Annotated in this window: 24 protein-coding genes, 2 rRNA genes and 1 pseudogene; 19 read left to right on the top strand and 8 right to left on the bottom strand. The window is 68.8% G+C overall.

Annotated features, from left to right (window positions below; all coding sequences use genetic code 11):
* Positions 1–36: 36 nt before the first annotated feature.
* The 10 genes from OG452_RS14680 (at position 37) to OG452_RS14635 (ending at position 10,340) form a co-directional block, all read left to right on the top strand.
* A 23S ribosomal RNA gene (locus tag OG452_RS14680) occupies positions 37–3,161 on the top strand.
* A 78-nt stretch (positions 3,162–3,239) separates the two neighbouring features.
* Positions 3,240–3,356, top strand: a 5S ribosomal RNA gene (gene rrf / locus OG452_RS14675).
* A 68-nt stretch (positions 3,357–3,424) separates the two neighbouring features.
* Positions 3,425–4,069, top strand: a complete 645-nt coding sequence (locus tag OG452_RS14670; protein ID WP_327296044.1) for an HAD family hydrolase — start codon at positions 3,425–3,427, stop codon at positions 4,067–4,069.
* A 41-nt stretch (positions 4,070–4,110) separates the two neighbouring features.
* Positions 4,111–5,361, top strand: a complete 1,251-nt coding sequence (locus tag OG452_RS14665; RefSeq protein WP_327296043.1) for an MFS transporter — start codon at positions 4,111–4,113, stop codon at positions 5,359–5,361.
* Positions 5,312–6,487 (top strand): acetoin utilization protein AcuC, encoded by a 1,176-nt coding sequence (locus OG452_RS14660; RefSeq protein WP_327296042.1) that lies wholly within the window; start codon positions 5,312–5,314, stop codon positions 6,485–6,487. Before OG452_RS14665 ends, OG452_RS14660 begins: the two co-directional genes overlap by 50 nt.
* A gap of 132 nt (positions 6,488–6,619) precedes the next feature.
* The gene (locus OG452_RS14655; RefSeq protein ID WP_327296041.1) at positions 6,620–7,435 is read left to right on the top strand and encodes a phosphatase; all 816 of its coding nucleotides are present in this window, start codon (positions 6,620–6,622) and stop codon (positions 7,433–7,435) included.
* A 130-nt stretch (positions 7,436–7,565) separates the two neighbouring features.
* Complete coding sequence (locus tag OG452_RS14650) at positions 7,566–7,778, top strand: helix-turn-helix domain-containing protein (RefSeq protein WP_164266407.1); 213 nt, start codon at positions 7,566–7,568, stop codon at positions 7,776–7,778.
* A 131-nt stretch (positions 7,779–7,909) separates the two neighbouring features.
* Positions 7,910–8,008: a 30S ribosomal protein bS22 gene (locus OG452_RS14645; RefSeq protein WP_003948845.1), complete on the top strand. Its 99-nt coding sequence runs from the start codon at positions 7,910–7,912 to the stop codon at positions 8,006–8,008.
* 168 nt (positions 8,009–8,176) lie between these two features.
* Positions 8,177–9,271 carry an NAD-dependent epimerase/dehydratase family protein gene (locus OG452_RS14640; protein WP_327296040.1) on the top strand — a complete coding sequence of 365 codons (1,095 nt, stop codon included), beginning with the start codon at positions 8,177–8,179 and terminating at the stop codon, positions 9,269–9,271.
* 1 nt (position 9,272) lies between these two features.
* Positions 9,273–10,340, top strand: a complete 1,068-nt coding sequence (locus OG452_RS14635) for a lysophospholipid acyltransferase family protein (RefSeq protein WP_327296039.1) — start codon at positions 9,273–9,275, stop codon at positions 10,338–10,340.
* 94 nt (positions 10,341–10,434) lie between these two features.
* On the opposite strand, the gene OG452_RS14630 is transcribed toward OG452_RS14635, so the two are convergent.
* The 3 genes from OG452_RS14630 to OG452_RS14620 form a co-directional block, all read right to left on the bottom strand.
* On the bottom strand, positions 10,435–11,646 hold the full coding sequence (locus OG452_RS14630) for a DUF5667 domain-containing protein (RefSeq protein WP_327296038.1): 1,212 nt from the start codon (positions 11,644–11,646) through the stop codon (positions 10,435–10,437).
* 233 nt (positions 11,647–11,879) lie between these two features.
* A complete protein-coding gene (locus tag OG452_RS14625) occupies positions 11,880–12,653 on the bottom strand; it encodes an ECF subfamily RNA polymerase sigma factor, BldN family (RefSeq protein ID WP_327296037.1) in 774 nt (257 codons plus the stop codon).
* Between the two features lie 420 nt (positions 12,654–13,073).
* Entirely contained in the window at positions 13,074–14,015 is a 942-nt protein-coding gene (locus OG452_RS14620) for an HAD family hydrolase (RefSeq protein ID WP_327296036.1), read from the bottom strand.
* Positions 14,016–14,185: 170 nt separating this feature from the next.
* On the opposite strand from OG452_RS14620, the gene OG452_RS14615 reads away from it, so the two are divergent.
* The 6 genes from OG452_RS14615 to hemB all read left to right on the top strand — a co-directional run bounded on the left by OG452_RS14615 (position 14,186) and on the right by hemB (position 20,945).
* Positions 14,186–14,479 (top strand): glutaredoxin family protein, encoded by a 294-nt coding sequence (locus tag OG452_RS14615; RefSeq protein ID WP_327296035.1) that lies wholly within the window; start codon positions 14,186–14,188, stop codon positions 14,477–14,479.
* 348 nt (positions 14,480–14,827) lie between these two features.
* Positions 14,828–15,646 carry a redox-sensing transcriptional repressor Rex gene (locus OG452_RS14610; RefSeq protein ID WP_327296034.1) on the top strand — a complete coding sequence of 273 codons (819 nt, stop codon included), beginning with the start codon at positions 14,828–14,830 and terminating at the stop codon, positions 15,644–15,646.
* Positions 15,643–17,232, top strand: coding sequence for a glutamyl-tRNA reductase (locus tag OG452_RS14605; RefSeq protein ID WP_327296033.1), 1,590 nt, complete (start codon positions 15,643–15,645; stop codon positions 17,230–17,232). The genes OG452_RS14610 and OG452_RS14605 overlap by 4 nt, the downstream gene beginning before the upstream one ends.
* On the top strand, positions 17,229–18,185 hold the full coding sequence (gene hemC, locus OG452_RS14600; protein ID WP_327296032.1) for a hydroxymethylbilane synthase: 957 nt from the start codon (positions 17,229–17,231) through the stop codon (positions 18,183–18,185). Before OG452_RS14605 ends, hemC begins: the two co-directional genes overlap by 4 nt.
* On the top strand, positions 18,182–19,843 hold the full coding sequence (locus OG452_RS14595; RefSeq protein WP_327296031.1) for a bifunctional uroporphyrinogen-III C-methyltransferase/uroporphyrinogen-III synthase: 1,662 nt from the start codon (positions 18,182–18,184) through the stop codon (positions 19,841–19,843). The genes hemC and OG452_RS14595 overlap by 4 nt, the downstream gene beginning before the upstream one ends.
* Positions 19,844–19,955: 112 nt before the next feature.
* Positions 19,956–20,945, top strand: coding sequence for a porphobilinogen synthase (gene hemB, locus OG452_RS14590; protein WP_327296030.1), 990 nt, complete (start codon positions 19,956–19,958; stop codon positions 20,943–20,945).
* A 48-nt stretch (positions 20,946–20,993) separates the two neighbouring features.
* Here the strand turns inward: hemB and OG452_RS14585 are convergent, their stop codons facing one another.
* Positions 20,994–21,752: an FMN-dependent NADH-azoreductase gene (locus tag OG452_RS14585; RefSeq protein ID WP_327296029.1), complete on the bottom strand. Its 759-nt coding sequence runs from the start codon at positions 21,750–21,752 to the stop codon at positions 20,994–20,996.
* A gap of 75 nt (positions 21,753–21,827) precedes the next feature.
* Here OG452_RS14585 and OG452_RS14580 point away from each other — a divergent pair, with 75 nt between their 5' ends.
* Complete coding sequence (locus OG452_RS14580; protein ID WP_327296028.1) at positions 21,828–22,712, top strand: sigma-70 family RNA polymerase sigma factor; 885 nt, start codon at positions 21,828–21,830, stop codon at positions 22,710–22,712.
* On the opposite strand, the gene OG452_RS14575 is transcribed toward OG452_RS14580, so the two are convergent.
* The 3 genes from OG452_RS14575 to OG452_RS14565 all read right to left on the bottom strand — a co-directional run bounded on the left by OG452_RS14575 (position 22,687) and on the right by OG452_RS14565 (position 24,752).
* The gene (locus tag OG452_RS14575; RefSeq protein ID WP_327296027.1) at positions 22,687–23,634 is read right to left on the bottom strand and encodes a polysaccharide deacetylase family protein; all 948 of its coding nucleotides are present in this window, start codon (positions 23,632–23,634) and stop codon (positions 22,687–22,689) included. The genes OG452_RS14580 and OG452_RS14575 overlap by 26 nt on opposite strands.
* Positions 23,635–23,793: 159 nt before the next feature.
* Positions 23,794–24,474: a maltokinase N-terminal cap-like domain-containing protein gene (locus OG452_RS14570; RefSeq protein ID WP_327296026.1), complete on the bottom strand. Its 681-nt coding sequence runs from the start codon at positions 24,472–24,474 to the stop codon at positions 23,794–23,796.
* 56 nt (positions 24,475–24,530) lie between these two features.
* A complete protein-coding gene (locus OG452_RS14565; RefSeq protein ID WP_327296025.1) occupies positions 24,531–24,752 on the bottom strand; it encodes a DUF397 domain-containing protein in 222 nt (73 codons plus the stop codon).
* A 31-nt stretch (positions 24,753–24,783) separates the two neighbouring features.
* Between OG452_RS14565 and OG452_RS14560 the strand changes: the two are divergent.
* Positions 24,784–25,071, top strand: a pseudogene (locus tag OG452_RS14560) (ATP-binding protein); the annotation flags it as partial.
* Positions 25,072–25,195: 124 nt separating this feature from the next.
* On the opposite strand, the gene OG452_RS14555 reads toward OG452_RS14560, so the two are convergent.
* Positions 25,196–25,783 carry a carboxymuconolactone decarboxylase family protein gene (locus OG452_RS14555; protein ID WP_327296024.1) on the bottom strand — a complete coding sequence of 196 codons (588 nt, stop codon included), beginning with the start codon at positions 25,781–25,783 and terminating at the stop codon, positions 25,196–25,198.
* A gap of 114 nt (positions 25,784–25,897) precedes the next feature.
* On the opposite strand from OG452_RS14555, the gene OG452_RS14550 reads away from it, so the two are divergent.
* The gene (locus tag OG452_RS14550; protein WP_327299633.1) at positions 25,898–26,344 is read left to right on the top strand and encodes a MarR family winged helix-turn-helix transcriptional regulator; all 447 of its coding nucleotides are present in this window, start codon (positions 25,898–25,900) and stop codon (positions 26,342–26,344) included.
* Positions 26,345–26,449 lie beyond the last annotated feature (105 nt).

Below are 26,449 nucleotides of genomic sequence, written 5' to 3'. Positions count from 1 at the left end.
TTGTTTGAGAACTGCACAGTGGACGCGAGCATCTGTGGCCAAGTTTTTAAGGGCGCACGGTGGATGCCTTGGCACCAGGAACCGATGAAGGACGTGGGAGGCCACGATAGTCCCCGGGGAGCCGTCAACCAGGCTTTGATCCGGGGGTTTCCGAATGGGGAAACCCGGCAGTCGTCATGGGCTGTCACCCATGCCTGAACACATAGGGCATGTGGAGGGAACGAGGGGAAGTGAAACATCTCAGTACCCTCAGGAAGAGAAAACAACCGTGATTCCGGGAGTAGTGGCGAGCGAAACCGGATGAGGCCAAACCGTATGTGTGTGATACCCGGCAGGGGTTGCGCATGCGGGGTTGTGGGATTGCACTTCAATAGTCTGCCGGCTGTTGGGCAAGTCAGAAACCGTTGGTGTAGGCGAAGGACATGCGAAAGGTCCGGCGTAGAGGGTAAGACCCCCGTAGCTGAAACATCAACGGCTTGCTTGTGTGACTCCCAAGTAGCACGGGGCCCGAGAAATCCCGTGTGAATCTGGCGGGACCACCCGCTAAGCCTAAATATTCCCTGGTGACCGATAGCGGATAGTACCGTGAGGGAATGGTGAAAAGTACCGCGGGAGCGGAGTGAAATAGTACCTGAAACCGTGTGCCTACAAGCCGTGGGAGCGTCGCTGGCGGTACTTGTACTGTCAGTCGTGACTGCGTGCCTTTTGAAGAATGAGCCTGCGAGTTAGCGGTGTGTAGCGAGGTTAACCCGTGTGGGGAAGCCGTAGCGAAAGCGAGTCCTAATAGGGCGTTTGAGTTGCACGCTCTAGACCCGAAGCGGAGTGATCTAGCCATGGGCAGGTTGAAGCGGCTGTAAGAGGTCGTGGAGGACCGAACCCACCAGGGTTGAAAACCTGGGGGATGACCTGTGGTTAGGGGTGAAAGGCCAATCAAACTCCGTGATAGCTGGTTCTCCCCGAAATGCATTTAGGTGCAGCGTCGTGTGTTTCTTGCCGGAGGTAGAGCACTGGATAGGCGATGGGCCCTACCGGGTTACTGACCTTAGCCAAACTCCGAATGCCGGTAAGTGAGAGCGCGGCAGTGAGACTGTGGGGGATAAGCTCCATGGTCGAGAGGGAAACAGCCCAGAGCATCGACTAAGGCCCCTAAGCGTACGCTAAGTGGAAAAGGATGTGGAGTCGCAGAGACAACCAGGAGGTTGGCTTAGAAGCAGCCATCCTTGAAAGAGTGCGTAATAGCTCACTGGTCAAGTGATTCCGCGCCGACAATGTAGCGGGGCTCAAGCGTACCGCCGAAGTCGTGTCATTCCAGCATGTACCCCCAACGGGGGCTGGGATGGGTAGGGGAGCGTCGTGTGCCGGGTGAAGCAGCCGCGGAAGCGAGTTGTGGACGGTTCACGAGTGAGAATGCAGGCATGAGTAGCGATACACACGTGAGAAACGTGTGCGCCGATTGACTAAGGGTTCCTGGGTCAAGCTGATCTGCCCAGGGTAAGTCGGGACCTAAGGCGAGGCCGACAGGCGTAGTCGATGGACAACCGGTTGATATTCCGGTACCCGCTTTGAAACGCCCAGTACTGAGCCCATTGATGCTAAGGCCGTGAAGCCGCCCTGGAGCCTTCGGGCAAAGGGGAGTGGTGGAGCCGCTGAACCAAGGTGGTAGTAGGTAAGCGATGGGGTGACGCAGGAAGGTAGTCCAGCCCGGGCGGTGGTTGTCCCGGGGTAAGGGTGTAGCCCGTCATCCAGGTAAATCCGGATGGCATGGAGGGTGAGACCTGATGCCGAGCCGATTGTGGTGAAGTGGATGATCCTATGCTGTCGAGAAAAGCCTCTAGCGAGTTTCATGGCGGCCCGTACCCTAAACCGACTCAGGTGGTCAGGTAGAGAATACCGAGGCGTTCGGGTGAACTATGGTTAAGGAACTCGGCAAAATGCCCCCGTAACTTCGGGAGAAGGGGGGCCATTCCTGGTGATCCGATTTACTTGGTGAGCTGGGGGTGGCCGCAGAGACCAGCGAGAAGCGACTGTTTACTAAAAACACAGGTCCGTGCGAAGCCGTAAGGCGATGTATACGGACTGACGCCTGCCCGGTGCTGGAACGTTAAGGGGACCGGTTAGTGATCTTTCGGGGTTGCGAAGCTGAGAACTTAAGCGCCAGTAAACGGCGGTGGTAACTATAACCATCCTAAGGTAGCGAAATTCCTTGTCGGGTAAGTTCCGACCTGCACGAATGGCGTAACGACTTCTCGACTGTCTCAACCATAGGCCCGGTGAAATTGCACTACGAGTAAAGATGCTCGTTTCGCGCAGAAGGACGGAAAGACCCCGGGACCTTTACTACAGTTTGATATTGGTGTTCGGTTCGGCTTGTGTAGGATAGGTGGGAGACTGTGAAGCGGCCACGCCAGTGGTTGTGGAGTCGTCGTTGAAATACCACTCTGGTCGTGCTGGATGTCTAACCTCGGTCCGTGATCCGGATCAGGGACAGTGTCTGATGGGTAGTTTAACTGGGGCGGTTGCCTCCTAAAGAGTAACGGAGGCGCCCAAAGGTTCCCTCAGCCTGGTTGGCAATCAGGTGTTGAGTGTAAGTGCACAAGGGAGCTTGACTGTGAGACCGACGGGTCGAGCAGGGACGAAAGTCGGGACTAGTGATCCGGCAGTGGCTTGTGGAAGCGCTGTCGCTCAACGGATAAAAGGTACCCCGGGGATAACAGGCTGATCTTCCCCAAGAGTCCATATCGACGGGATGGTTTGGCACCTCGATGTCGGCTCGTCGCATCCTGGGGCTGGAGTCGGTCCCAAGGGTTGGGCTGTTCGCCCATTAAAGCGGTACGCGAGCTGGGTTTAGAACGTCGTGAGACAGTTCGGTCCCTATCCTCTGCGCGCGTAGGAATATTGAGAAGGGCTGTCCCTAGTACGAGAGGACCGGGACGGACGAACCTCTGGTGTGCCAGTTGTCCTGCCAAGGGCATGGCTGGTTGGCTACGTTCGGAAAGGATAACCGCTGAAAGCATCTAAGCGGGAAGCCTGCTTCGAGATGAGTATTCCCACCCCCTTTGAGGGGTTAAGGCTCCCAGTAGACGACTGGGTTGATAGGCCAGATGTGGAAGCCCGGTAACGGGTGGAGCTGACTGGTACTAATAGGCCGAGGGCTTGTCCTCAGTTGCTCGCGTCCACTGTGTTAGTTCTGAAATAACGAACGACCGTGTAGTTACCGGTGTTGGTTAATTTCATAGTGTTTCGGTGGTCATTGCGTTAGGGAAACGCCCGGTTACATTCCGAACCCGGAAGCTAAGCCTTTCAGCGCCGATGGTACTGCAGGGGGGACCCTGTGGGAGAGTAGGACGCCGCCGAACAATTTTTAGCCTCAGCCCCGGACCGTTATGGTCCGGGGCTGAGGCATTTTTGCGTTTATGGTCAGGGTATGCGCTACGACCTGGTCATCTTCGACAACGACGGCGTCCTTGTGGACAGTGAGCCGATCTCCAACACCATCCTCGCGGGGTACCTGACCGAGCTGGGGCACCCCACCTCGTATGACGAGTCCCTCCGCGACTACATGGGTGGCGCCGTGCACCGGGTGCACGACACCATCCTGGAGCGGAGCGGACAGCAGCTCCCCGTCGACTTCGACGAGGTCTTGCACGCCCGGATCTTCGCCGCCTACGAGACCGATCTGCGGCCGGTCCCCGGAGTCGCTGATGTCCTCGGCGAACTGGTCGCCCAGGGCGTCCCGTACTGCGTCGCTTCCTCGGGCAGCCACGAGCGGGTCCGGGTGGGCCAGCGGGCTACCGGTCTCGACGAGTGGTTCGAGGACGAGTGGATCTTCAGCTCGCAGGATGTCGGCCGGGGCAAGCCGGCGCCGGACCTGTTCCTTCACGCCGCCCAGCAGATGGGCGTGGCGGCCGAGCGGTGTGTCGTCATTGAGGACAGCCCACTCGGGGTGGCTGCCGCCCATGCCGCTGGGATGGACGTGTACGGGTTCACGGCGATGACTCCCGCCGAGCGGCTCGCCGGGGCGAACGGTTTCTTCTCGGATATGTCGCAGCTGCTCCAACTCCTTGCCTGATCTATCTACCCACGGGTAGGCGGGGGGCCTACTGTGCCGCCATGACGACAGATGTTCGCCTGCGGCACGGCCGGGCCTCTCTGGGGCTCAGCTTCTTCGCGCAGGGCGCCGCGTTCGCTCTCCTGGTGACGCGGATCCCCGCCATCCAGGACCGTTACGGGATATCCGACGGCCTGCTGCCCGTCTTCCTGGCTGCCGTTCCGGTCCTCGCCGGCGTCAGCAGCGTCGGCACCGAGCAGCTCGTGAAGCGGGTGCGGCCATCGGCCGTGCTGCGCTGGGCGCAGCCCGTGGTGCTGCTGGCCCTTCTCGGTGCCGCGGCCGGCACCGAGGTCTGGCAGGCCGCCGTCTCGCTCGGGGTGTTCGGGCTCGCCGTGGGGGCGCTGGATGCCTCCATGAACATGCTGGGGGTGAGCCTCCAGCGGGCGTACGGGCGCAGCATCATGCTGGGGTTCCACGCCGCGTACAGCCTCGGCGGGATCGCCGGTGCTTCGCTCGCCTGGGTCGGGGCGCACTGGCATCTGTCGCTGCTCACCTTGTACTGGCCGGTGGCCGTGGTGCTGCTGCCCGTCTGCCTGATGGGGAGCCGCTGGTACGCGGACGCACGGGAGGCCGATGGGCCGAGCGGGGCGGGAGAGGGCGCCGGGGCGGCTGTTGTAGCCGGTGGGGCCGGTGGTTCCGTCGTCTTCAAGATGCTGCTGCCGCTCTGTCTGGTGATGGCCTTCACCTATATCGGCGACTCGACCGTCTCCAACTGGAGCGCCAAGTACCTGCAGGACGTACTGGGGAGCTCCGAGCAGCTCTCCACCGTCCCGTACAACGTCTATATGGTCACCACGCTGCTCGGCCGGGCGGTCGGGGACTTCGGGGTGCGGCGCTTCGGCGCGGTGGCCGTGGTGCGGTTCGGGTCCGTCGTCGCGGCTGCCGGGTTCGGTGTGGTCGCCGCCGCGACCGGTCCCTGGGTGGGGATGCTCGGGTTCACGCTGCTGGGCTTCGGGCTCTGTGTGATCGTGCCGCAGACCTTCGCGGCCGCGGGGCGGCTGTTCCCCCACGCCTCCGACGCGGCCATCGCCCGGCTCAACATCTTCAACTACGTGGGGTTCCTGGTCGGCTCGCCGCTGGTGGGCGCGATCGGTGACGCGTGGAACTACCGGGGCGCGATGCTCATCCCGATGGTGCTCGTGCTGGCGACGCTCGTGTACGCCCGCTCGTTCGGTGCCGGCGACGCCCGATACGGTGTCCGGCATGAGTGGCCGCCGACTGTTGATGTGGGACGAAGCAGTAACGAGGTATGACTTCGGGCCCGGCCACCCGATGGATCCGGTGCGGCTCGCACTGACCATGGGGCTGGTCCGGGCGTACGGACTGGATAGCGCGGTCGATGTCGTGGCCGCCAGACCGGCCGGGGAGTCGACCCTGCGCCTCGTGCACCGGGCGGACTATCTGGACGCGGTGCGGGCGGCGTCGGCGGATCCGGCGGCGGCGGACATCTCGTACGGCCTGGGGACACCTGATGACCCGGCCTTCGCCGGGATGCACGAGGTCTCCGCGCTGATCGCCGGGCAGTCGGTCGGCGCGGCCGAGGCGGTGTGGCGCGGCGAGGCGGACCACGCGGTGAACTTCTCGGGCGGGCTGCACCACGCGATGCCGGGTGCGGCCTCCGGGTTCTGCATCTACAACGACGCGGCCCTGGCCATCGCCCGGCTGCTCGAACTGGGGGCGGAGCGGGTCGCGTACGTCGATGTGGACGTGCACCACGGGGACGGGGTGCAGGAGGCGTTCCGGGACGATCCTCGGGTGCTGACCGTCTCGCTGCACGAGCACCCCCGGACGCTCTTTCCCGGTACGGGCTTCCCGACCGAGACGGGCGAGGGCGCGGGGGAGGGGGCGGCAGTCAACCTGCCGCTGCCGGCCGGGACCGGGGACGCCGGGTGGCTGCGGGCGTTCCACGCGGTGGTGCCCGAGCTGCTCGCGGACTTCCGGCCGCAGGTGCTGGTGTCTCAGCACGGCGCGGACACGCACTTCGAGGACCCGCTGGCCCATCTGGCGGTCTCGCTGGACGCGCAGCGTGCGGTGCAGGTCGCCTGCCATGAGCTGGCGCACGAGTACGCGGACGGCGGGCGGTGGGTGGCGCTCGGCGGGGGCGGTTACGCGGTGGCCGACGTCGTGCCGCGGTCGTGGACGCATCTGGTGGCGATCGCCGGGCACGCCGAGATCGATCCGGAGTCGGTGATCCCGCCGTCCTGGCGGGACGAGGTGTACGCGCGGACCCGGGGGGTGGGGCCCGGCCGGATGACGGACGGGCGGTGGCCGGTGGCCTGGCGGTCGTGGGACGAGGGGTACGACCCGGCGGACCGGCTGGACCAGGCGGTGCTTGCTACTCGGCGGGCGGTGTTTCCCTTGCGGGGGTTGCTGGCTTAGGGGGGGCTTAGGGGTGTGTTGTGGCTGTGCCGGGGCGGCCGCTTGGTGGTCTTCGCCGGGGCGTTACGCCAACTGTGCCGGATATCCCCGGTTCCCGCCCGCCCCCGCGGTCATTGCGGCACGATCGGCAGGGTGTTGACCACCGGCGCCCTCCGTGCGCATCTGTTGGCGGCCAGGCTGGCCGGGCCCGTGGCCACCCCGCGAGAGGTGAGTCTGCGCAGTTACCGGCTCTTCGCCGCGCGCGACCCGCGGGTGACTCTCGGGCTCCATCCCGAACGGGTCTGGGACGAGCGGGAGTTGCTCGGTCTGATGGCCGAGCGGTGCGGGGTGTCCGGGGATCCGGGTCATGGGTCGGGGCCCGATGTCATCGACCCGGAGCGGACGCTGGCCGCACTCGACGCGTTCGCCGTGAGGCTCGGCGAGGCTGTGGCGCGAGGCGCCAGTGTGCTGTTCGGGACCGGGCATCCGCATCGGCTGCTCGGTTTCTACGCCGCGCTGGCAGACGCCTTGTCGGCGGCCGGATGTACTGTCCTCACCCCCGCGCAGGGCCGCAGTGTCGACATAACGACCCGGTTCGGCGTACGTACGCACCTTCTGGAGTACGTACGGGGAGTCGCGCTGATGCGCGAGCCCGGCGTGCGGCTACCGGGGAGTGAGCCCGGCGCACACACCCATTCCCCACTGCCTGTCCGGGTCGCGCTCGAGGCCGCCGCAGGGGGCTCGTACGGCCTTCCCGGGCTGGTCGTCGGCGATCACGGATGGGTCTGCGGGGCAGGTCAGCTGGGGGTTGAGGCCATCGGGCTCGCCGACACCGACGACCCCGCGCTGTTCGTGGGTGAGGCGGAGGGGCGGGTCTCCGTCGCCGTTCCGCTCGACGACGCCGTGCGGCCGGACTACTACCGGCCGCTCACCCGCTATGTACTCAATCGGGCGCTTCTGTCCCAGTAGGGAAGGGGCTGTTACTCCTCTTCCCCACTCGTATCACCCGCACCTAGTCTGGTGCGTGAGCGCGCCACGACGAAGAGCCACCGGAAGGGGAAGCCGGTGCCCCGTCGGGTGCGGAAGGTTCAGGTGGGTCATGGCTGCTGGGAGTGAGAGGCCTCTCAACGAGGTCAGGTTCCTGACCGTGGCGGAAGTCGCCTCGGTGATGCGAGTGTCCAAGATGACCGTGTACCGGCTGGTGCACAGCGGTCATCTGCCGGCGATCCGGGTGGGCAGGTCCTTCCGGGTCCCGGAGCAAGCAGTGCACGCGTACCTTCGCGAGTCCTTTGTGGGGGTCCAGACCGCCTAGCGGAGTCCGGTCGAGTCTGAGGGTTCCCCTCGGATTACGTCCCTCACTCGGCGGCAGGTAGGCTAGGCCGACGTAGGTCGTGTGGGCCCAGACGCCCCGCACCGAGTGAAGAGAAGTGAGCGAGGGTAGTCGTGGGCTCTGTTATCAAGAAGCGGCGCAAGCGGATGGCTAAGAAGAAGCACCGCAAGCTGCTCAAGCGCACCCGCGTTCAGCGTCGCAACAAGAAGTAAGCGGCAGCTGTACGTGGTTCTGAGGCCCTCCCGCCAGCATGGTGGGAGGGCCTCTGCGCGTTCCTGCGGGTAGATTTCCGATGACTTCACACAGCGCATCACCAGTACAGCGCGATATCGAGCCGCTACCGTGGCCCGTACGGGAGTCCGAATGGGAAGGCGCTGATCTTGGGCAAGGTCGTGCTCGTCACCGGAGTGGCCCGGCAGCTCGGAGGCCGGCTCGTGCGCCGCATACTGCGGGACGCCGAGGTGGACCGGGTGATCGCGGTGGACATCGTGGAGCCGGCACACGGACTGGGCGACGCCGTCTTCGTACGGGCCGACATCCGCCAGCCCGCCATCGCCCGGGTACTCGCCGAGTACGACGTCGACACCGTCGTACACATGGATGTCACGGGCACCCCGCTGGGCACCGGCGGCCGGACGACGGTCAAGGAGACCAACGTCATCGGCACCATGCAGCTGCTCGGTGCCTGCCAGAAGTCGCCGACCGTCCAGCGCCTGGTGGTCAAGTCCAGTACCAATGTGTACGGGTCGGCGCCGCGCGACCCGGCCGTCTTCACCGAGACGACGCCCCCCAAGTCGCTGCCCAGCGGCGGCTTCGCGAAGGATGCGGTCGAGGTCGAGGGCTATGTACGGGGCTTCGCCCGGCGCAGGCCCGATGTGGCGGTCTGCGTCCTGCGCTTCGCGAACATTCTGGGGCCGAGCACGGAGTACCCGCTCGCCGAGTACTTGTCGCTGCCGGTGCTGCCGACGGTGTTCGGCTACGACCCGCGGCTCCAGTTCGTCCACGAGGACGACGTCATCGACGTACTCCGCCTGGCGCTCGGCGAACCGCCGCGCGGGACGCTCAACAGCGGCACCTTCAACATCGCGGGCGACGGTGTGCTGCTGCTCTCGCAGTGCTCACGGCGGCTCGGCCGGCCGACGGTGCCGGTGCTGCTGCCCGCCGTGAACTGGGTCGGCTCCGCGCTGCGGACCGTCGGTATCACCGACTTCTCGCCGGAGCAGATCCGGCTGCTCACCCATGGCCGGGTCGTCAGTACGGCCCAGATGCGCGAGACCCTGGGCTTCGTACCGAGGTACTCGACGGCTGAGACCTTCGAGGACTTCGCGCTCAGCCGGGGGGACGGTCTGCTGCCGCCCCGGGCGCTGGGGCGGGCGGTCGACCGGGTCGCTGCCTTCGCCGAATCCGTCGGACCTGCCGGACCCGCCGCCCGGCCCGTGATCCCCGCCCACTCCGTCAGCAAGGAGCGCATCTGACATGGCCGATGCCAAGGTCATCCCCTTCGGCGACGAGCCGAGAGCCAGGCGGAACAGGAGTGGCAAGACCGCCAAGCGGCCCGGGACAAGCGGCAGGGCTGCCACGGGGCCGCTCGCGCCCGTACCGGAGCAGCAGACCGGGCCCGAGGGGGCCGGGCCGGCCGGCCCGGCCGGGGAGGCTGAGCTGTCGTCACACCCGGCGGGGGACCAGGCGGACCGCGTGGAGGGTACCGACTGGGACCGGCGGATCGCCGGCGGGCTGGCCTTTCTGCGGCGGCGGATCACCGGTGAGTACGACGTCGACGAGTTCGGGTACGACAGGGAGCTCACCGACCAGGTGCTGATGTCGGCGGTGCGGCCGCTGTACGAGAAGTACTTCCGCGTCGAGGTGAAGGGCGTCGAGAACATCCCGTCGGACGGCGGGGCGCTCGTCGTCGCCAATCACTCCGGGACGCTGCCGCTCGACGGGCTGATGCTCCAGGTCGCCGTCCACGACCACCACCCGGCCGAGCGCCATCTGCGGCTGCTCGCCGCGGATCTGGTCTTCATGCTGCCGGTTGTCAACGAGCTGGCCAGGAAGGCCGGGCACACGCTGGCGTGCGCGGAGGACGCGGAGCGGCTGCTCCAGCGCGGGGAGGTCGTCGGGGTGATGCCCGAGGGGTTCAAGGGGCTCGGGAAGCCGTTCTCCGACCGGTACAAGCTCCAGCGGTTCGGCCGGGGCGGCTTCGTGTCGACCGCGCTGCGGGCCGGGGTGCCGATCGTGCCGTGCTCGATCGTCGGGGCTGAGGAGATCTACCCGATGCTCGGCAACGCGAAGACGGTGGCGCGGCTGCTGGGCTTCCCGTACTTCCCGGTCACGCCGACCTTCCCGTGGCTGGGGCCGCTGGGGCTGGTGCCGCTGCCGACGAAGTGGACCATCCAGTTCGGCGAGCCGATCCCGACGGACGGGTTCCCCCAGGAGGCCGCTGAGGACCCGATGCTGATGTTCAACCTGACCGATCAGGTGCGGGAGCAGATCCAGCACACGCTGTACAAGCTTCTGGTGCAGCGGCGGTCGGTCTTCTTCTGAGCGTGCTGGTCTGCTGATGTCTGCTGATACGAAGGTGCCGGGCCCGTGATCTGCCGGGCCCGGCACCTTCGTGTGCGGGTACTGCTGCTGTCTCTCAGTCCTGCTGTGCGTCCTCGCCGTTGATGCCCAGGCCGGGGAGCAGGCCGGGGAGCAGCGGTGGGAGGGTGACGTCCGGTGCGGGCTTGGTGCCGTCGCCGGACTTGCCCGTGCCTTCGGACGAGGACGAACCGCTGCTGCTCTTCGGCGGGTCGAGGAGGCCGCCCGTGCTGCCGCCGATCAGGCCCTGGTCGGCCCTGCCGCTCTCGGAGCCGGAGGGCTCCGGCCGGGCGTTGCCCGTGCCGCTGTGGCCGGGGGCGGCCGAGCCGGGTCCGGAACGGTCGGTCCCGGGTGTGCCCGGCCTTGAGGTGCCCGGGTGCCCGGGGGTACGGGCGGCGGGGATGCCGGGGGTGCGCGGCAGCTGCGACTGGAGCGGACCGACCTCCTGGTCTATGGCGTCGAAGACCGAGTTCACCTGGTTTCCCACGTCGTGGAGCTGGACGGGCAGCCGGCCCCGGAGCTTGCTCCAGGCCTCCCGGTGCGAGCGGGAGAACGAGGAGAGCGTCTGGATCGGGCCGAGTGCCCCGTCCCTCGCGTACGCCTCGTGCAGCAGCCGGTGTCCTTCTCCGGCGTCGTGGTTCATGCCGTTCAGTGCGCGTCTCACTTCGCCCAGTTGCTCGTGGTCGAGCCGGCCCGCCCGGTCGCGCTCCATGAGGCGGCGTGCCTCCTGGAGACGGGTGGAAGCCTGGTCGAGGTAGATCTGGCCGCGGGCGGCATCGTCGTTCGCCATTCCCAGCTTGAGATCTTCCATGCCGCGCTTCAGCCCGTACAGCGAATCACCGGGGAGGGCGTCGGAGCTGGCAGCCGCGACGCCGCTGAAGGCTCCGGCCGCGACGCCGACGGTGAGTCCGCCCGCAGCGAGGCCCTTCGACCAGCGGGAGCGGGGGCGCAATTTCCGGAGCGTGGACGCCCGGTGGGCGCCTCGGCCGGTCCGCTGTTCGGGCACCTGAGGGCCCTCGGACACACCTCCCCCCGCGAGCATCGTCTCCATGGCGGCGACGAGCTGGGCTCGCTGCACCACTTTGACCTCAGGATCCAGCTGCGGTCTCGGTAGCTCTTCGAGCCCGGTCACCAGGGCCAGCAACTGCCCTTGTGCGCTCGGGTCGGTGGGAGCTTCGGGCTGGTCGGCCGCCGAGCCCTGGAGTGTCTGCTCCTCCAGGGCCTGGGCGAAGGCGTTCGCCCGCCGGTGTGCCGAAACTTGTCCGATCACTGGCGGCACCTCCTCTCGTCATGACGATCGACTCCCCTCGGGGTCCGGAAGGTTGCCCACCTTGAGTGCTTCCACTCGATCGGGTGAGAACCTGCGGGCGTGGCTTGACCACAGGGAGCCTGCATCCCACTCAACGAGCCGCACAGCACTTGGGTTACGGACGAAGGATGATCGGACCGCAGTGTCATGAGGCCATGACTGACGGTGAGTTGTGCACTGGTGGCGAGTCGTGATCAGCGTGCGTCATCGGGGAGGAGCCGGGCCAGTGTGCGTACGGCCCGGTACTGGAGCGTCTTGATGGCGCCCTCGTTCTTGCCCATCGCCCGTGCCGTCTCGGCCACCGAGAGCCCTTGCAGGAAGCGCAGGGTCACGCACTCCTGCTGCTGTGGGTTGAGCTTCCGTACGGCTTCGAGCAGGGCGGCGTTGGAGAGGGACTCCAGGACGGAGTCCTCCGGACTGCGCTCGACCTCGTTGGCGTCGAGCATTTCGCCCGTGGTCACTTCGAGCCGGAAACGGCTCGACTTGAAGTGGTCGGCGACCAGGTTCCGGGCGATCGTGACCAGCCAGGCGCCGAAGTCGCGCCCCTGCCAGGTGAAAGTGGAGATACGGCGCAGAGCGCGCAGGAAGGTCTCACTGGTGAGATCCTCCGCCGTCGCCTTCCCGCCGACGCGGTAGTAGATATAGCGGTAGACCGTGTCGCTGTACTGGTCGTAGAGCCGCCCGAAGGCGTCGGCCTCGCCGGCCTGAGCTCGTTCGACGAGGTCCATCATGCGTGCGCTGTCGCTGTCGGCCGCAGGCCGACGGGCGGTGGACGTGCCGGTGCCGCCACGGCTGCGTCTGCTGACCGCCGCACCGCCCTCGGCGAGGGCGTAGCAGGGGCCGGCGGGCGCGGCTGTGGCAAATGCGGGGACGGCGTACGCGGTGGGGACAATGCCGCGCAGCTGGTCAAGGACCGTTGTGCGCAGCGTAGCCAGGCCCGAGGCGTCAACCCCGACGTGTGGGTACACGGGACTCCCAGAGGCAGAGCTTCCATCACGTGCAGTGCTGGATGATTCACTCGACGTGATGGCGAGTGAGGTCCGGTATGCGTCTGAGGAGAATAACGCTTCGTACAGGCAGTGCTACACCCAGTTGCTCAAATCATCGATTACGTCGCTTCTGTTTCGTCTACGCGTCGGATCAAGTAGCACTTCGTGACCGTTTATTGATCGGATAGCCTCACGATCCGCTTGATTGGGGGGTCACTTGTGCGCGAGTGGCCGCAACGGGACTGGCGGCGGGCGCAGGAGGGTAAGAAGTTCGATTCGCCCGCGTTCCCCGGAGCGGCGCGGTGGCGCGGAGCTGTTGACGTTCCGGTCAGCGGTGGCTGACGTGCTGATGGCCGGGGCGCGAGCCGGTGATCTGCCCGCGGGCCGGTGCCGTACCGCTCAGTGGCGGCGGCGGTGCAGGGCGACCGCGGCGGCGGTGCCGCCCGCGAGTGCGCCGACCCCGGCCGCGGCCGGGATGCCGACCCTGGCCGCCTTGCGGCCGGTCCGGTAGTCGCGCAGCCGCCACTCGCGCTCGCGGGCGTAACGGGCCAGCTTGGCGTCGGGGTTGATCGCGTACGGGTGGCCGACGAGCGAGAGCATCGGGATGTCGTTGTGCGAGTCGCTGTACGCGGCGCAGCGGGCCAGGTCGAGATTCTCGGCGGCGGCGAGCGCCCGTACGGCCTCGGCCTTCGCCGGGCCGTGCAGCGGCTCGCCGACGAGGCGGCCGGTGTAGACGCCGTCCATCGACTCCGCCACGGTGCCGAGCGCTCCGGTCAGGCCGAGGCGCCGGGCGATGATCGTCGCGGTCTCCACGGGGGCGGCCGTGACCAGCCAGACCCGCTGGCCGGCGTCCAGGTGGGCCTGGGCGAGGGCGCGGGTGCCCGGCCAGATGCGGTCGGCCATGTACTCGTCGTAGATCTCCTCGCCGATGGACATCAGCTCGGACACGCGGTGGCCCTTGACGATGGACAGGGCGCTCTCCCGGGCGTCCTGCATATGGTCGGGGTCCTCGACACCGGCCAGCCGGAACCAGGCCTGCTGCCAGGCGAACCTGGCCAGCTCGCGGCGCTGGAAGAACTTCCGCTTGTAGAGGCCGCGGCCGAAGTGGAAGATCGCCGCGCCCTGCATCACGGTGTTGTCGAGATCGAAGAAGGCTGCGGCCAGGCTGTCGCCCGCGACGGGGAACTCGGGCTCCCGGGCGGCCTCTTCGGCGGTGCCGACCGGGGCCGGTACAGGCTCCTGCGAGGACTTCCGGGCTGCTTCGGCTGCGGCCTCGCCTGCCAGCACGCTGCGTGCTGTTGCCGAGCGCTTACGAGGGGTGAGCCATCCCAGTGCGGCCATGGTGCGAGCATAGCCAGTTCGGTGAAGCGTTCCTCACCTGACGGAATGCGGCGGAGTGAACTCTGGTGTACGGATGGCTCCGCGTTGGCGCGGGTGGGCCCGCGTGGCGGCCGGTCCGCCCGGAGGAGCCGATGCGGAACGTGTCCGCGCCGGCGGCGGAGAATGGAGGTATGAGTCCTCTCTTCCGCCGCAGTTCCGGCCACGGTGCCGGTGAAGGAAATCCCGCCGAGCGGGTCGTCACTCTGGTCGGGAAGCCCGGGTGTCATCTCTGTGATGACGCGCGCGTCGTGGTGTCCGCGGTGTGCGAAGAGGTCGGCGCGGCGTGGGAGGAGAAGGACATCACCCGGGACTCCGCGCTCAATGAGGCGTACTGGGAGCAGATTCCGGTCGTACTCATCGACGGGGACCAGCACACCTTCTGGCGGGTCGACCCCGACCGCCTCCGCCGCGCGCTGCGTTCCTGAGGTTCCTGACGTTCCTGAGGGGGAGGACGGACGGCGGGCCGGGGCGGGGTGACCGGTCCGCGCGGGGCCTCCCGTGGAAAAAGACAGCTACCATCGTGGGCGATTTGAGCGGTCTCGGGGGCGTAGGCGTGAGGAGTGTGTGCGGGTTTGTCCCCTTTGGGATCTCAACGCATCGGACCGGTCAGTGGTTCCGTCAATGTGTTGCCGAAGTGCGTGACCCCGGTCACTTTGCACGGACAAAACGGACACTATCTTTGTGCACGCGTTCACAAAGACATAGCCTGCATTCGACGGGGCGGTCCTGCTGGATGTGGCCGCCTGCAGCCTCGCTCATCCCGCAGGAGCACCGTGGCAACTGGCCGAACTCACCGACCGGCGACCCGTAGCCGAGGAATCCCCGAGGCCACCGTCGCCCGACTTCCGTTGTACCTCCGCGCCCTCACCGGGCTGTCGGAGCGCTCCGTACCCACGGTCTCGTCCGAGGAGCTGGCAGCCGCCGCGGGGGTCAACTCCGCGAAGCTGCGCAAGGACTTCTCCTACCTGGGTTCGTACGGGACCAGGGGCGTCGGTTACGACGTCGAGTATCTCGTATACCAGATTTCGCGTGAGCTGGGTCTCACCCAGGACTGGCCGGTCGTCATCGTCGGTATCGGTAACCTCGGCGCCGCGCTCGCCAACTACGGCGGTTTCGCCTCGCGTGGATTCCGGGTCGCCGCGCTGATCGACGCCGACCCCGCCATGGCCGGAAAGCCGGTGGCCGGGATCCCCGTCCAGCACAGTGACGACCTCGAAAAGATCATCTCGGACAACGGCGTCTCGATCGGCGTCATCGCCACCCCCGCGGGTGCGGCGCAGCCGGTCTGTGAGCGGCTCGTCGCCGCCGGTGTCACCTCGATCCTGAACTTCGCCCCCACCGTGCTCTCGGTGCCGGAAGGCGTCGACGTACGCAAGGTGGACCTCTCCATCGAGCTGCAGATCCTGGCCTTCCACGAGCAGCGGAAGGCCGGTGAGGGGGCGCTCGCCGACCCCGACACCGAGGCGCCCCCGGTACGGGGCGCCGCGCACGCGGCCAGTGCGGCCGCCGCCGCGCACACGGTGAACGCCCGCGCAGCCCGCACCGACCGGAAGGGACCCGACGGGGAAATGCCCGCCGTGATGCCGGCATGAGTCTTCTGGTCGTCGGAGTAAGCCACCGCAGCGCGCCCGTCAGTGTGCTGGAGCGTGCGGCGCTCTCCGCTGATGCGCAGGCCAAGCTGTTGCAGGACACGCTGGCCGCCGAGCCGGCCGCCGAGGCCGCGACGCTCGCCACCTGCAACCGCATCGAGCTGTACGCCGACGTGGACAAGTTCCACGCGGGCGTCGCCGAGCTGTCCACGCTGCTCGCGCAGCACTGCGGCGTCGGGCTCGAAGAGCTCACTCCCTATCTCTATGTGCACTACGAGGACCGGGCCGTCCACCACCTCTTCTCGGTGGCGTGCGGACTCGACTCCATGGTCGTGGGCGAGGGCCAGATCCTCGGCCAGATCAAGGACGCTCTCGCGCTCGGCCAGGAACTGCACACCGCCGGGCGGCTGTTGAACGATCTGTTCCAGCAGGCCCTGCGGGTCGGCAAGCGCGCGCACAGCGAGACCGGGATCGACCGGGCCGGGCAGTCGGTCGTCACCTTCGGCCTGGAACAGCTCGCCGGTGGCGCGGATGTGGCCGGCTGGGCCCGGGGCAAGCGCGCCCTGGTGATCGGCGCGGGTTCCATGTCCTCGCTGGCTGCCGCGACGCTGGCCCGGGCGGGCGCCGGGGAGATCATCGTCGCCAACCGGACGCAGGCGCGTGCGGAGCGGCTCGCGGAGATCCTCGGCGGCGCCGGGGTGACCGCCGCGGTCGTGCCCATGGACGCCGTCGACGGGGAGCTGGCCCGCGCCGACCTCGTCGTCTCCTGTACGGGGGCGACCGGCCTCGTACTGACCGCGGAGTCCGTTGCCCGGGCGCTCGGTGAGGAGTTCACCCCTGCCGTACCGGCTGCCGAAGCGGACGCCGAGCCGACCGTGGAACCGGCTGCCGGGACGGCCGCCGACGCGGTTTCCGACGCGTTCTCCGATGTGCCCGCCGACGCCACGGCGGCCACCGCGGCCGCCCGCGCGGTGGACGCGCTGGAGCAGCACGGCGCCTGGGCCGGTACCGCGGGAACCGCCGCCCCCCGTCCCGTGCGCCGTATCGCCGCCGACGGAGCCGCCCCGCCGCGGCTCGCCCTGCTCGACCTGGCCATGCCGCGCGACATCGACGCGGGGGTCCACCGCATCAGCGGTGCGCGCCTGGTCGACATCGAGTCGCTGGCCGACGCGTCCGCCGACGCCCCGATGGCCGCCGATGTCGACGCCGTACGGACGATCGTCGCCGACGAGGTCGCGGCGTTCGGCGCGGCCCAGCGGGCCGCGCATATCACTCCGACCGTTGTCGCCCTGCGCACCATGGCCGCCGGCGTCGTCGCCGGTGAGATCGCGCGGCTCGACGGACGCCTTCCCGACCTGGACGACAAGGAGCGCGCCGAGATCTCGCAGACCGTGCGCCGTGTCGTCGACAAGCTCCTGCACGCGCCCACCGTGCGGGTCAAGCAGCTCGCGAGCGAGCCCGGCGGCGCCGGGTACGCGGACGCGCTGCGGGAACTCTTCGACCTCGACCCGCTGACGGTCGCGGCCGTCAGCAGGGCCGATCTGACCGACCTGAGCAACACAGACGTCAAGAACCGAGGGCGGGCATGACCGATGCCTTGAGGCTGGGGACCAGGCGCAGCAAGCTCGCCATGGCGCAGTCAGGACAAATCGCCGAGGCGGTGCGGCAGATCACCGGTCGCCCCGTGGAACTCGTCGAGATCACCACGTACGGGGACACCTCCCGTGAGCACCTCGCGCAGATCGGCGGGACCGGTGTCTTCGTCACCGCCCTGCGCGATGCGCTGCTGAGCGGCGAGGTCGACTTCGCCGTGCACTCGCTGAAGGATCTGCCGACCGCCGAGCCGGACGATCTGGTGCTGGCCGCGATCCCGGTCCGTGAGGACCCCAGGGACGTGCTGGTCGCGCGGGACGGGCTGACCTTCGAGCAGCTGCCGGACGGTGCCCGGGTGGGCACCGGCTCACCGCGCCGGATGGCGCAGCTCAACGCGTACGCCCGCAACCACGGGATGCGCATCGAGACCGTGCCGATCCGCGGCAACATCGACACCCGCATCGGATTCGTCCGCAGCGGGGAGCTGGACGCGGTGGTTCTCGCCGCGGCCGGGCTCCACCGTGTCGGCAGGGCCGGCGAAGTGACCGAGTACCTGCCGGTCGACATCATCTTGCCCGCCCCCGGCCAGGGGGCCCTGGCGGTCGAGTGCGCGGCATCCCGCGCTGATCTCGCCGCCCAGCTCGCGGAGCTCGACGACCCGTACACCCGGGCCGCCGTCACCGCCGAGCGATCCCTGCTCGCCGCCTTGGAGGCCGGTTGCAGTGCGCCTGTTGGCGCACTGGCCGACGTCCTGGCCGACGGGCAGGCTGTCACCGAGATGCGCCTGCGCGGCGTCGTCGGCTCGACCGACGGCTCCTCGCTGGTGCAGCTGTCCACCACCGGTCCCGTACCCACGTCGCACGAAGGCAACGAGGCGCTCGGACGCGAACTCGCGTCCGAGATGCTGGCCAAGGGTGCGGCCGGTCTTATGGGGGAGCGAGCACGATGAACCCCACCTCGTCGAACCTGCCAGCCGCCCTTCCCGCGCATGGGCACGTCACCTTCCTCGGTGCCGGACCCGGGGATCCGGGACTTCTCACACTGCGCGCTGTCGAAGCGCTCGCGAGTGCGGACGTACTGATCGCCGAGCCGCACGTGCTCGACGTCGTACGCAGCCATGCGAGAGCGACCGTAAGCACGCCTCAGCTGACGGTTGTTGACGAAGCGTCAACAGCCGCCGGGATCCCGGCCATCCGAGATGCGGGCAATCTTGTCATGGAGGCCGCACGGGGTGGCAGGCGGGTCGTCCGTGCTGTCACCGGCGACCCCGGACTCGACGGGAACTCCGGCGAGGAGATGCTCGCCTGCGCATCCGCGGGCATCCCGTTCGAGGTCGTCCCCGGTGTCTCGACGGCGGTGGGCGTCTCCGCGTACGCCGGTGTGCCGCTGCGGGACGCGCAGGGCACCGACGTCCGCTTCATCGACGCCCGTACGGCGTCCGACCGCTGCTGGAGCGAGGTCGGCGCGAGTGACGCGACCGCGGTCGTCTCCACGACGCTCGACACGGTCGGCGCCGCCGCCGGTGAACTGGTCGCGGCGGGCCGCAAGCCCGACACCCCGATGTCCGTCACCGTCGCCGGCACCACCACCCGCCAGCGCACCTGGTCCGCGACGCTCGGCACGGTCGCCCAGGTGCTCAAGCAGGCCAAGGTGCTCCCGTCGCCGGACGGGCACCAGCCGGTCATAGCCGTGGTCGGCGAGCGCAGCTCGGCCGCCCGGCGCGACCAGTTGTCGTGGTTCGAGTCGAAGCCGCTCTTCGGGTGGCGGGTGCTCGTTCCGCGTACGAAGGAGCAGGCGGCCTCGCTCTCCGACCAGCTTCGTTCGTACGGCGCCGTGCCGCACGAGGTCCCCACCATCGCCGTAGAACCGCCGCGCACCCCGCAGCAGATGGAGCGTGCGGTCAAGGGCCTGGTCACAGGACGCTATGAGTGGATCGCCTTCACCAGCGTGAACGCCGTCAAGGCGGTCCGGGAGAAGTTCGAGGAGTACGGTCTCGACGCCCGTGCCTTCGCGGGGATCAAGGTCGCCGCCGTGGGCGAGCAGACCGCGGCCTCGCTGGTCGAGTTCGGCGTCAAGCCCGACCTCGTACCGAGCGGTGAGCAGTCGGCCGCCGGTCTGCTTGAGGACTGGCCGCCGTACGACCCGGTCTTCGACCCGATCGACCGGGTCTTCCTGCCGCGCGCCGACATCGCCACCGAGACCCTGGTGGCCGGGCTCATCGAGCTGGGCTGGGAGGTCGACGACGTCACCGCGTACCGCACGGTGCGCGCGTCGCCGCCGCCGGCCGACACCCGTGAGGCGATCAAGGGCGGCGGTTTCGACGCGGTCCTCTTCACCTCTTCGAGCACGGTCCGTAACCTCGTGGGGATCGCGGGCAAGCCGCACAACGTGACGGTCATCGCCTGTATCGGTCCTGCCACGGCCAAGACGGCCGAGGAGCACGGGCTGCGGGTGGACGTACTCTCGCCGGAGCCCTCGGTGCTCAGACTCGCGGAGGCGCTCGCCGAGTTCGGCGCGCAGCGCCGCGAGGCGGCCAGGGAGGCGGGCGAGGCGGTCACCCGTCCCAGCGAACGCCGTCCTGGCGGCCGCAGGCGGCGCACCACCTGACGGGCCGCGCCGACGCGCACCCGGGCGAGCGGCGGGCTGGATCCGCGGCCGGAAGAACCGCAGCCGAAGAACCGCAGCCGAAGAACCGAAGAGTTCGAAGAGGTAACTGAGGATGACTGTGTACGGATCTTTCCCCGGCGCCCGTCCGCGGCGGCTGCGCACCACTCCGGCGATGCGCCGCATGGTGGCCGAGACGCGGCTCCACCCGTCCGATCTGATCCTGCCCGCCTTCGTGCGGGAGGGGATCGGGGAGCCGGTGCCGATCACGGCGATGCCGGGCGTTGTCCAGCACACCCGCGACACCCTGCGGAAGGCGGCCGTCGACGCCGTCTCCGCGGGTGTCGCCGGGATCATGCTCTTCGGTGTCCCCGAGGACCACAAGAAGGACGCCGTCGGCACGGCGGGCACGGACCCGGAGGGCATCCTCCAGGTGGCTCTGCGTGATGTGCGCTCCGAGGTCGGCGACGACCTGGTGATCATGTCCGACCTCTGCCTCGACGAGACCACCGACCACGGTCACTGCGGGGTCCTGGACGAGTCGGGCCGGGTGGACAACGACGCGACGCTTGAGCGGTACGCCGAGATGGCGCAGGTCCAGGCCGATGCGGGCGCCCATGTGGTGGCTCCCAGCGGCATGATGGACGGCCAGGTCGGCGTGATCCGGGACGCGCTGGACACGATCGACAAGGAGGACGTGTCGATCCTCGCCTACGCGGTGAAGTACTCGTCCGCCTTCTACGGCCCGTTCCGTGAGGCCGTCGGCTCCTCGCTGCGGGGCGACCGCAAGACGTACCAGCAGGACCCGGCGAACGCCCGGGAGTCCCTGCGCGAACTGGAGCTGGACCTCGCCGAGGGCGCCGACATGGTCATGGTCAAGCCGGCCGGACCGTACCTGGACATCCTGGCGAAGGTCGCGGATTCGGTGTCCGTGCCGGTGGCCGCGTACCAGATCAGTGGTGAGTACTCGATGATCGAGGCGGCCGCGGAGAAGGGCTGGATCGACCGGGACAAGGCGATCCTGGAGAGCCTGACCGGCATCAAGCGGGCGGGCGCGAACATGATTCTCACGTACTGGGCTACGGAGGTCGCAGGGCGGCTCTGAGCAGTCGCGGGGGAAACGAACGGGCCACGGCGAACGTGGCCCGTCTATTCACCGCCTCTGATCCGGCCCGGGTATTTCCTGTACTGCCTGGCCGGGTGCGTGCTGAGGGAAGTCCGAGTCCGCAGGGGCGGCGGTGGCCAGCGCGGTCACCGCTGCTCGTGCCGCTGCCAGTGAGTCCGCCGCCAGCGGGCGGTACGGGGCCAGGTGCGGGACAAGTCCGGCCATGGTCATCTCGGCGCTGACGAACCTTATGTTCTCCTCGGGCATCCCCTGCTCGGCGAAGTACGTCCGCAGGTAGGCCGTCTGGAAGTCCCATGCTTCCCGCGGAGTGCCTGGGCCGTAGGCGCCGCCCCGAGTGGTGATCACCACCACCCTGGCGTCGCGCAGCAGGTTGCCCCCGGTGACCGGGTCGGTGAACACACCGGGGAACCCGACCCGGTCGATCCAGGCCTTCAGCAGGGCGGACACCGAGTAGTTGTACATCGGGGCACCGATCAGCACGGTGTCGGCCGCCAGCAGCTCGGTGATCAGTGGGCGGGTCAGTGCCCACTCCCGCTCCTCCGCCGGATCGCGGATCCATGCGCCGACGTCGGCCAGGGAGGGAAGACCGTTCTGCTCAAGCCGCCGCCCCAGCGTGCAGTAGGCGGTGTCCAGCGGTGGCACCGGGTCGGCGGCCAGATCCCGGTACCGGTACCCGGCGGAGCCGTGCCGGGCCCGCCAGGTCTCCGCGAACAGCGTGGTCAGCTGCCTGCTGACCGAGTCACTGGAACGGTTGGCGCTGGAATCCAGATGCAGCAAGGACGGCATTTTCGGTTCTCCTGTCACTTCACCGGGCTTGTGTTCGTCATAGAGCTGACGGTCCAGGACGAGGAGAGGTGACCAGTGATCGAGCACGACGGTCTGGCGGAACGTTTCGAGGCGCAGCGCGGCCGGCTCCAGGCCATTGCCTACCGGATGCTGGGCTCGTGGGGCGAGGCGGAGGACGCCGTACAGGAGACGTGGCTGCGTCTGGGCCGAACCGATGCCGGCAGTGTCGACAACCTGGCGGGCTGGCTGCGGACGGTGGTGACCCGCATCTGCCTCGACATGCTGCGTTCGCGTACGTCACGGCGGGAGGAACTCACCGAGCGCGAGGTGCTCGACCAGGTTTCCGGGCCCGCCCGGGGGAGCCGGCCGGAGGAGGAGGCCGTGCTGGCCGACTCGGTGAGCCGTGCGCTGCTCGTGGTGCTGGACACCCTTGAACCCGCCGAACGCATCGCCTTCGTGCTGCACGACATGTTCGCCGTGCCCTTCGACCGGATCGCCCCCATCGTGGAGCGCACACCCGCCACCACCAAGAAGCTGGCAAGCCGCGCTCGCCACAAGGTGCAGGGCACCCCGGTGATCCCGGCGGAGGAACTCGCCCGCCACCGGAAGGTCGTCTCCGCGTTCCTGTCGGCCGCGCGGGCCGGTGACCTCACCGGCATCCTCGCGGTGCTGGCCCCCGACGTGGTGCGCCGCTGCGACCCCGCCGCGCTGGCGCCGGGCATGGCCGCCGAGGTCCGTGGCGTCCGGGTCGTAGCGGAGGGCACCGTGCACTTCGCCCGCAGGTCGCAGGCCGCCGAACTGGCCCTGGTCGACGGAGCGGTGGGTGTCGTGGTTGCTCCGCACGGTCAGCTGCTGTTCGCGCTCACCTTCACCATCGAGGAGGACAGGATCGCGGCGTACGAGGTGATCGCCGATCCCGCCCGTCTACGGCGGCTCAGCCTCGCCGTCCTGGCCGGGTGAGGGGAGCCGACGGTCCGGTGGTGTCGGAGAGCCGGACGAAGTGATGGCCTGATGCGAGGAGTTGGGGGACCGCGGTGGCGATCCCCTCGGCTGTGCCGCCCGTCGGCTGGTTCATGTGGCCGATCACGATCGAGCCGGGCCGGGCGGCCACCACGGTGGTGTGGACCTGCTCGGGGGTGAAGGTCGCGCCGCCGTCGCCGTTGACCGTGAAACTCACCGGGCGTTCTCCGACGGCGCCCACGATGCGGGCCGCGACGTCGTCGTAGTACGCCGTCCCGGACCGGAAGTAGCGGGGCGCGCTGCCGAGCAGCCGGGTGAGGTCGCGGTGGTTGCCCGCGACCTCGTCGAAGACCTCGCCCGCGTCGCGCGTTCCTGGAATGCCGTACGCGGAACGGCCCGAGACCGACAGCGGGCGGTGCCGGGTTCCGTGGTTGGCGATCTCGAAGAGCGGATCGACTGCGAGGTCGCGGAAGACCGCCGGATGGGCGTCGATCCAGCGGGAGTTGATGAACAGGGTCGCCGGTACCTTCCTCGATCTGAGGAAGCCGATCAGGTCCTTGTCGTAACCGCTGCCCCCGGGGCCTCCGCACGCGTCGAAGGTCAGCGCGATGGCCCGCCGCGACGGGGAGGCGGAGGGAGGCGGGGACGGGGGCAGTGCGGTCAGGACGCCCGGCGCGTCGAAGCCCCAGCTGGTCGGGCGCGCCGAACCGTACCGGGCGACCACCGCCGCACGTGTCATCGCGGGCGCCGCCGGTTCGGGTCCGGTCCTGCGGCCGGCGAGCGGGGTGCGGCTGGGCGGTTCGATGTCGGAGGGGGTGGTACGCCGCGACAGGGACGCTGCCGGCGGGCCTGACCGGGCGTCACAGCCCGCCAGCCCGGCGGCCGCCAGGGCGGCGAGTACAGCCCGACGAGTCACTGACACGTGCCTGCCCATCCAGTTCACACCACGACACGGAACCCCAGAGTGAGGGTCGGATCATGCTATGAATCCGGGAGGCGTCGGACTCCGACACTCCGGCGCGGTGTGGAGTCCACCCGTACTGGCGTCCCGCGGGGGCGGGCCCGCCGGGACGCGTACGGTCTAGGCGGCCGGGCCGGTCTCGCGTACGACCGCGTACACGGCGCGTACCTTCGTGCCGTCCGGGAGCGACAGGTTCCCCGTGACGCGGCCCAGGTCCTGAGCGGTGGCGGACTGGCCGGGGCGGACCACCCGGTTGATGTGGAGGGTCAGCCCGGGGCCTGCGGTGTTGGCCGTCTGTACGCGCACGTCGGTGCCGTCCTCGTCGTCGGCCACCGCCGTGATCCCGGTCGCCACGGGGTGCTCAGGGGCGGTGAAGTGCCCCTCGACTGTCGGGTCCGGGGTATTGCTGACGTTCTGGTCCTGAGGCACGGCCGCGCCCGCCATCAGGGCGACCAGCTGGGCGACGAGCACCGGATCGTGAGTTCCGTCGTACGCCCAGCGCTCGCCGAGCACCCCGTGTTCCATGGTGCCGATGAGCGCTTCGTCGCCGGCTCCTTCGAGCGGCGCTCCCCGGTAGCTGAACGGCACCTGATAGGTGACGGGCTCGTCCCCGGACGCGTCGGTGACCAGCATGAACTCGATCCCGACCTCGCCGGTCGGGTCGTCCAGCCGGTAGCCGCCCGCGTTGGCCAGCTCGGGCTTGCCGCCCGCGCCGCCGAGGTACCAGGGCTGCCGGGGCAGCCAGGCGGCCAGCAGCTCCAGCTTGGTGGGGGTCGCGGTGGTTCGGTGGATCACAGACATGTCTTCGGTACCTCTCCCGTTGGCCTGCTGTCATCCTGCCACCGGTGCGGGACGGATCAGGGGGTTCCGGTGCTGGTGGCGAACCTGGCGAAGGAGCACCAGGCGGCGGGTGTGAGGGTGAGGGTGGGGCCGTCGGTGTTCTTGGAGTCCCGGACGTGGACGGCGGCGGGGCGGGCGGCGACTTCGAGGCAGTCGCCGCCCTGTTCACTGCTGTAGCTCGATTTGAACCACAGGGGCGTGGCCGACGCGTTCTTCCTCGGACGTTTTCTGGGGTGCATGGTGTCGAACTCCCCGTATCGCTAGGCCGCGCGGGCGGACGAGGTGCTGCTCTGTGTGAGCGAACTGGCCACGAACGCGGTGCTCCACGGCGTCCCGCCCGGCCGGGGGTACCGGTTGCAGCTCCGGTCGTAGAGGGGCGGGCTGCTGCGGGTCGAAGTGCACGACAGCGGCGACGGCACCCCGCGCGTCGCGGCCCTGGCCGACCGGTCACAAGCCGACGAGTCCGGGCGGGGGCTGGTGCTCGTGGAGGCGCTGGCGGACCGGTGGGGTGTGACGGGCCGCAGCCCTGGCGAAGTCGTGTGGTGCGAGTTCGACTGAACGGTTCCGGACAGTCCCGGCATGCCTGAGCTGCACCGCGTGGTGTGCGGTGCAGCTCAGGCATGGCGTGGTGCGGGTGGGCTCAGATGCCGCCCGGGCTTTCTCCGTCACCAGCCTGCCTTCGTCACCGCGGGGCGAATGCCGCGAGCTGGTCGTCGACCGGGGCGCCGGTCAGCCGGTTGGCGAAGGTCGAGAGGGTGTACGTACCGATGCCGAGGACCACCTCCAGGGCGTTCTGGCTGGTGTACCCCTGGCTCAGGAACGCCTGGAGCCCCGCCGCCGTGACCGCGCCTGCGGTGGCCAGTACCTCCAGGGTGAAGGTGCGCAGCGCCTCCAACCTGCCGTCCGCCAGCGGCTGCTGGCTGCGCAGGGCCTCGATGAGGCCGGCGTCCGCGCTCATCGCGGTGAGCTTCGCGGTGTGCATGGCCACGCAGACGTGGCATTCGTTGCGGGTGGCGATCGTGAGGATGAGGACCTCGCGGTCCAGCTGGGAGAGGGTGGTCGACTCGAAGATCCCGCTGAGCTTCAGGAAGCCGTCGAGGGTCTGCGGGGAGGTCGCCATCCGGGCCACGGGGGAGGGGAGGTACCCCAGGCGGTCGGTGGTGGCCTGCATGGCGCGGCGGGCCGCTGCGGGGGCGGACTCGACCGTGTGGGAGGGGAAGGCGGTGTGGTCGGGAGACGCAGTGTGGTCGGGGGAAGCAGTGATGGTCATGGCTGGCCCTTCGCTCTAAACTCGACAACGTGATTGACGAAAACGTAAACCAGGTTGTCGAAATTTGCAACGGGGGGCCGCACCGTGGCTGACGGGCGCGGGTACGAGCTGCCGATGCTGCTCTTCGCCGGGTTCCGCTCGGCCATCGACCAACTGCACGCGCGCCTCGCCGAGGAAGGGCACCCGGACGTGCGCCCCGCGTACGGCTTCGCACTCCAGGCGATCGGGGTGGGCGGCGCGACGGCCAGCGAGGTGGGGCGGCGGCTCGGGGTCTCCAAGCAGGCGGCGGGCAAGACCGTGGAGCGCCTTGAGGAGCTGGGGTACGCCGAACGGGCCGCCGACCCCGCCGACGGACGGCGCAAGCTGGTGCTGCTCACCCCGCGCGGGGTGGAGGTGCTGGTGCGGTCGGGCCAGATCTTCGACGAGCTGTACGCGCAGTGGGCACGGGTCCTGGGCGCGGAACGGCTCGCCGGGCTTGAGTCCGACCTGCGGGCCCTCGTGCCGGGGGCGGTCCCGGGCGGCGGCTTCCGGGTGGATGTGGCGGGGTGGTTCGGGGGGTGAGGTGCTGACCAGCCCCACTCGGGGGCCATCGGACGCCGGAACGCCCTGGCCACCAGTGAAGGGGGCCAGGGCGTTCCGGCGCCGGCGTGATGGCCCGGACCCGGT

Origin of the sequence: Streptomyces sp. NBC_01197, from assembly GCF_036010505.1 — a bacterium.
In the GTDB taxonomy this organism is placed as follows: Bacteria; Actinomycetota; Actinomycetes; order Streptomycetales; family Streptomycetaceae; genus Streptomyces.
Note: the sequence above shows the minus strand (reverse complement) of the source record. Positions and strands in the feature narration are given on the sequence as shown.

Excerpts from the sequence above, each read along its gene's own strand:
- OG452_RS14670 (WP_327296044.1), top strand. The coding sequence starts at position 3,425 with ATGCGCTACGACCTGGTCATCTTCGACAACGACGGCGTCCTTGTGGAC.
- OG452_RS14665 (WP_327296043.1), top strand. The coding sequence starts at position 4,111 with ATGACGACAGATGTTCGCCTGCGGCACGGCCGGGCCTCTCTGGGGCTC.
- OG452_RS14660 (WP_327296042.1), top strand. The coding sequence starts at position 5,312 with ATGAGTGGCCGCCGACTGTTGATGTGGGACGAAGCAGTAACGAGGTAT.
- OG452_RS14650 (WP_164266407.1), top strand. The coding sequence starts at position 7,566 with ATGGCTGCTGGGAGTGAGAGGCCTCTCAACGAGGTCAGGTTCCTGACC.
- OG452_RS14635 (WP_327296039.1), top strand. The coding sequence starts at position 9,273 with ATGGCCGATGCCAAGGTCATCCCCTTCGGCGACGAGCCGAGAGCCAGG.
- OG452_RS14620 (WP_327296036.1), bottom strand. The coding sequence starts at position 14,015 with ATGGCCGCACTGGGATGGCTCACCCCTCGTAAGCGCTCGGCAACAGCA.
- OG452_RS14615 (WP_327296035.1), top strand. The coding sequence starts at position 14,186 with ATGAGTCCTCTCTTCCGCCGCAGTTCCGGCCACGGTGCCGGTGAAGGA.
- OG452_RS14605 (WP_327296033.1), top strand. The coding sequence starts at position 15,643 with ATGAGTCTTCTGGTCGTCGGAGTAAGCCACCGCAGCGCGCCCGTCAGT.
- hemC (WP_327296032.1), top strand. The coding sequence starts at position 17,229 with ATGACCGATGCCTTGAGGCTGGGGACCAGGCGCAGCAAGCTCGCCATG.
- OG452_RS14595 (WP_327296031.1), top strand. The coding sequence starts at position 18,182 with ATGAACCCCACCTCGTCGAACCTGCCAGCCGCCCTTCCCGCGCATGGG.
- hemB (WP_327296030.1), top strand. The coding sequence starts at position 19,956 with ATGACTGTGTACGGATCTTTCCCCGGCGCCCGTCCGCGGCGGCTGCGC.
- OG452_RS14585 (WP_327296029.1), bottom strand. The coding sequence starts at position 21,752 with ATGCCGTCCTTGCTGCATCTGGATTCCAGCGCCAACCGTTCCAGTGAC.
- OG452_RS14570 (WP_327296026.1), bottom strand. The coding sequence starts at position 24,474 with ATGTCTGTGATCCACCGAACCACCGCGACCCCCACCAAGCTGGAGCTG.
- OG452_RS14565 (WP_327296025.1), bottom strand. The coding sequence starts at position 24,752 with ATGCACCCCAGAAAACGTCCGAGGAAGAACGCGTCGGCCACGCCCCTG.
- OG452_RS14555 (WP_327296024.1), bottom strand. The coding sequence starts at position 25,783 with ATGACCATCACTGCTTCCCCCGACCACACTGCGTCTCCCGACCACACC.
- OG452_RS14550 (WP_327299633.1), top strand. The coding sequence starts at position 25,898 with ATGCTGCTCTTCGCCGGGTTCCGCTCGGCCATCGACCAACTGCACGCG.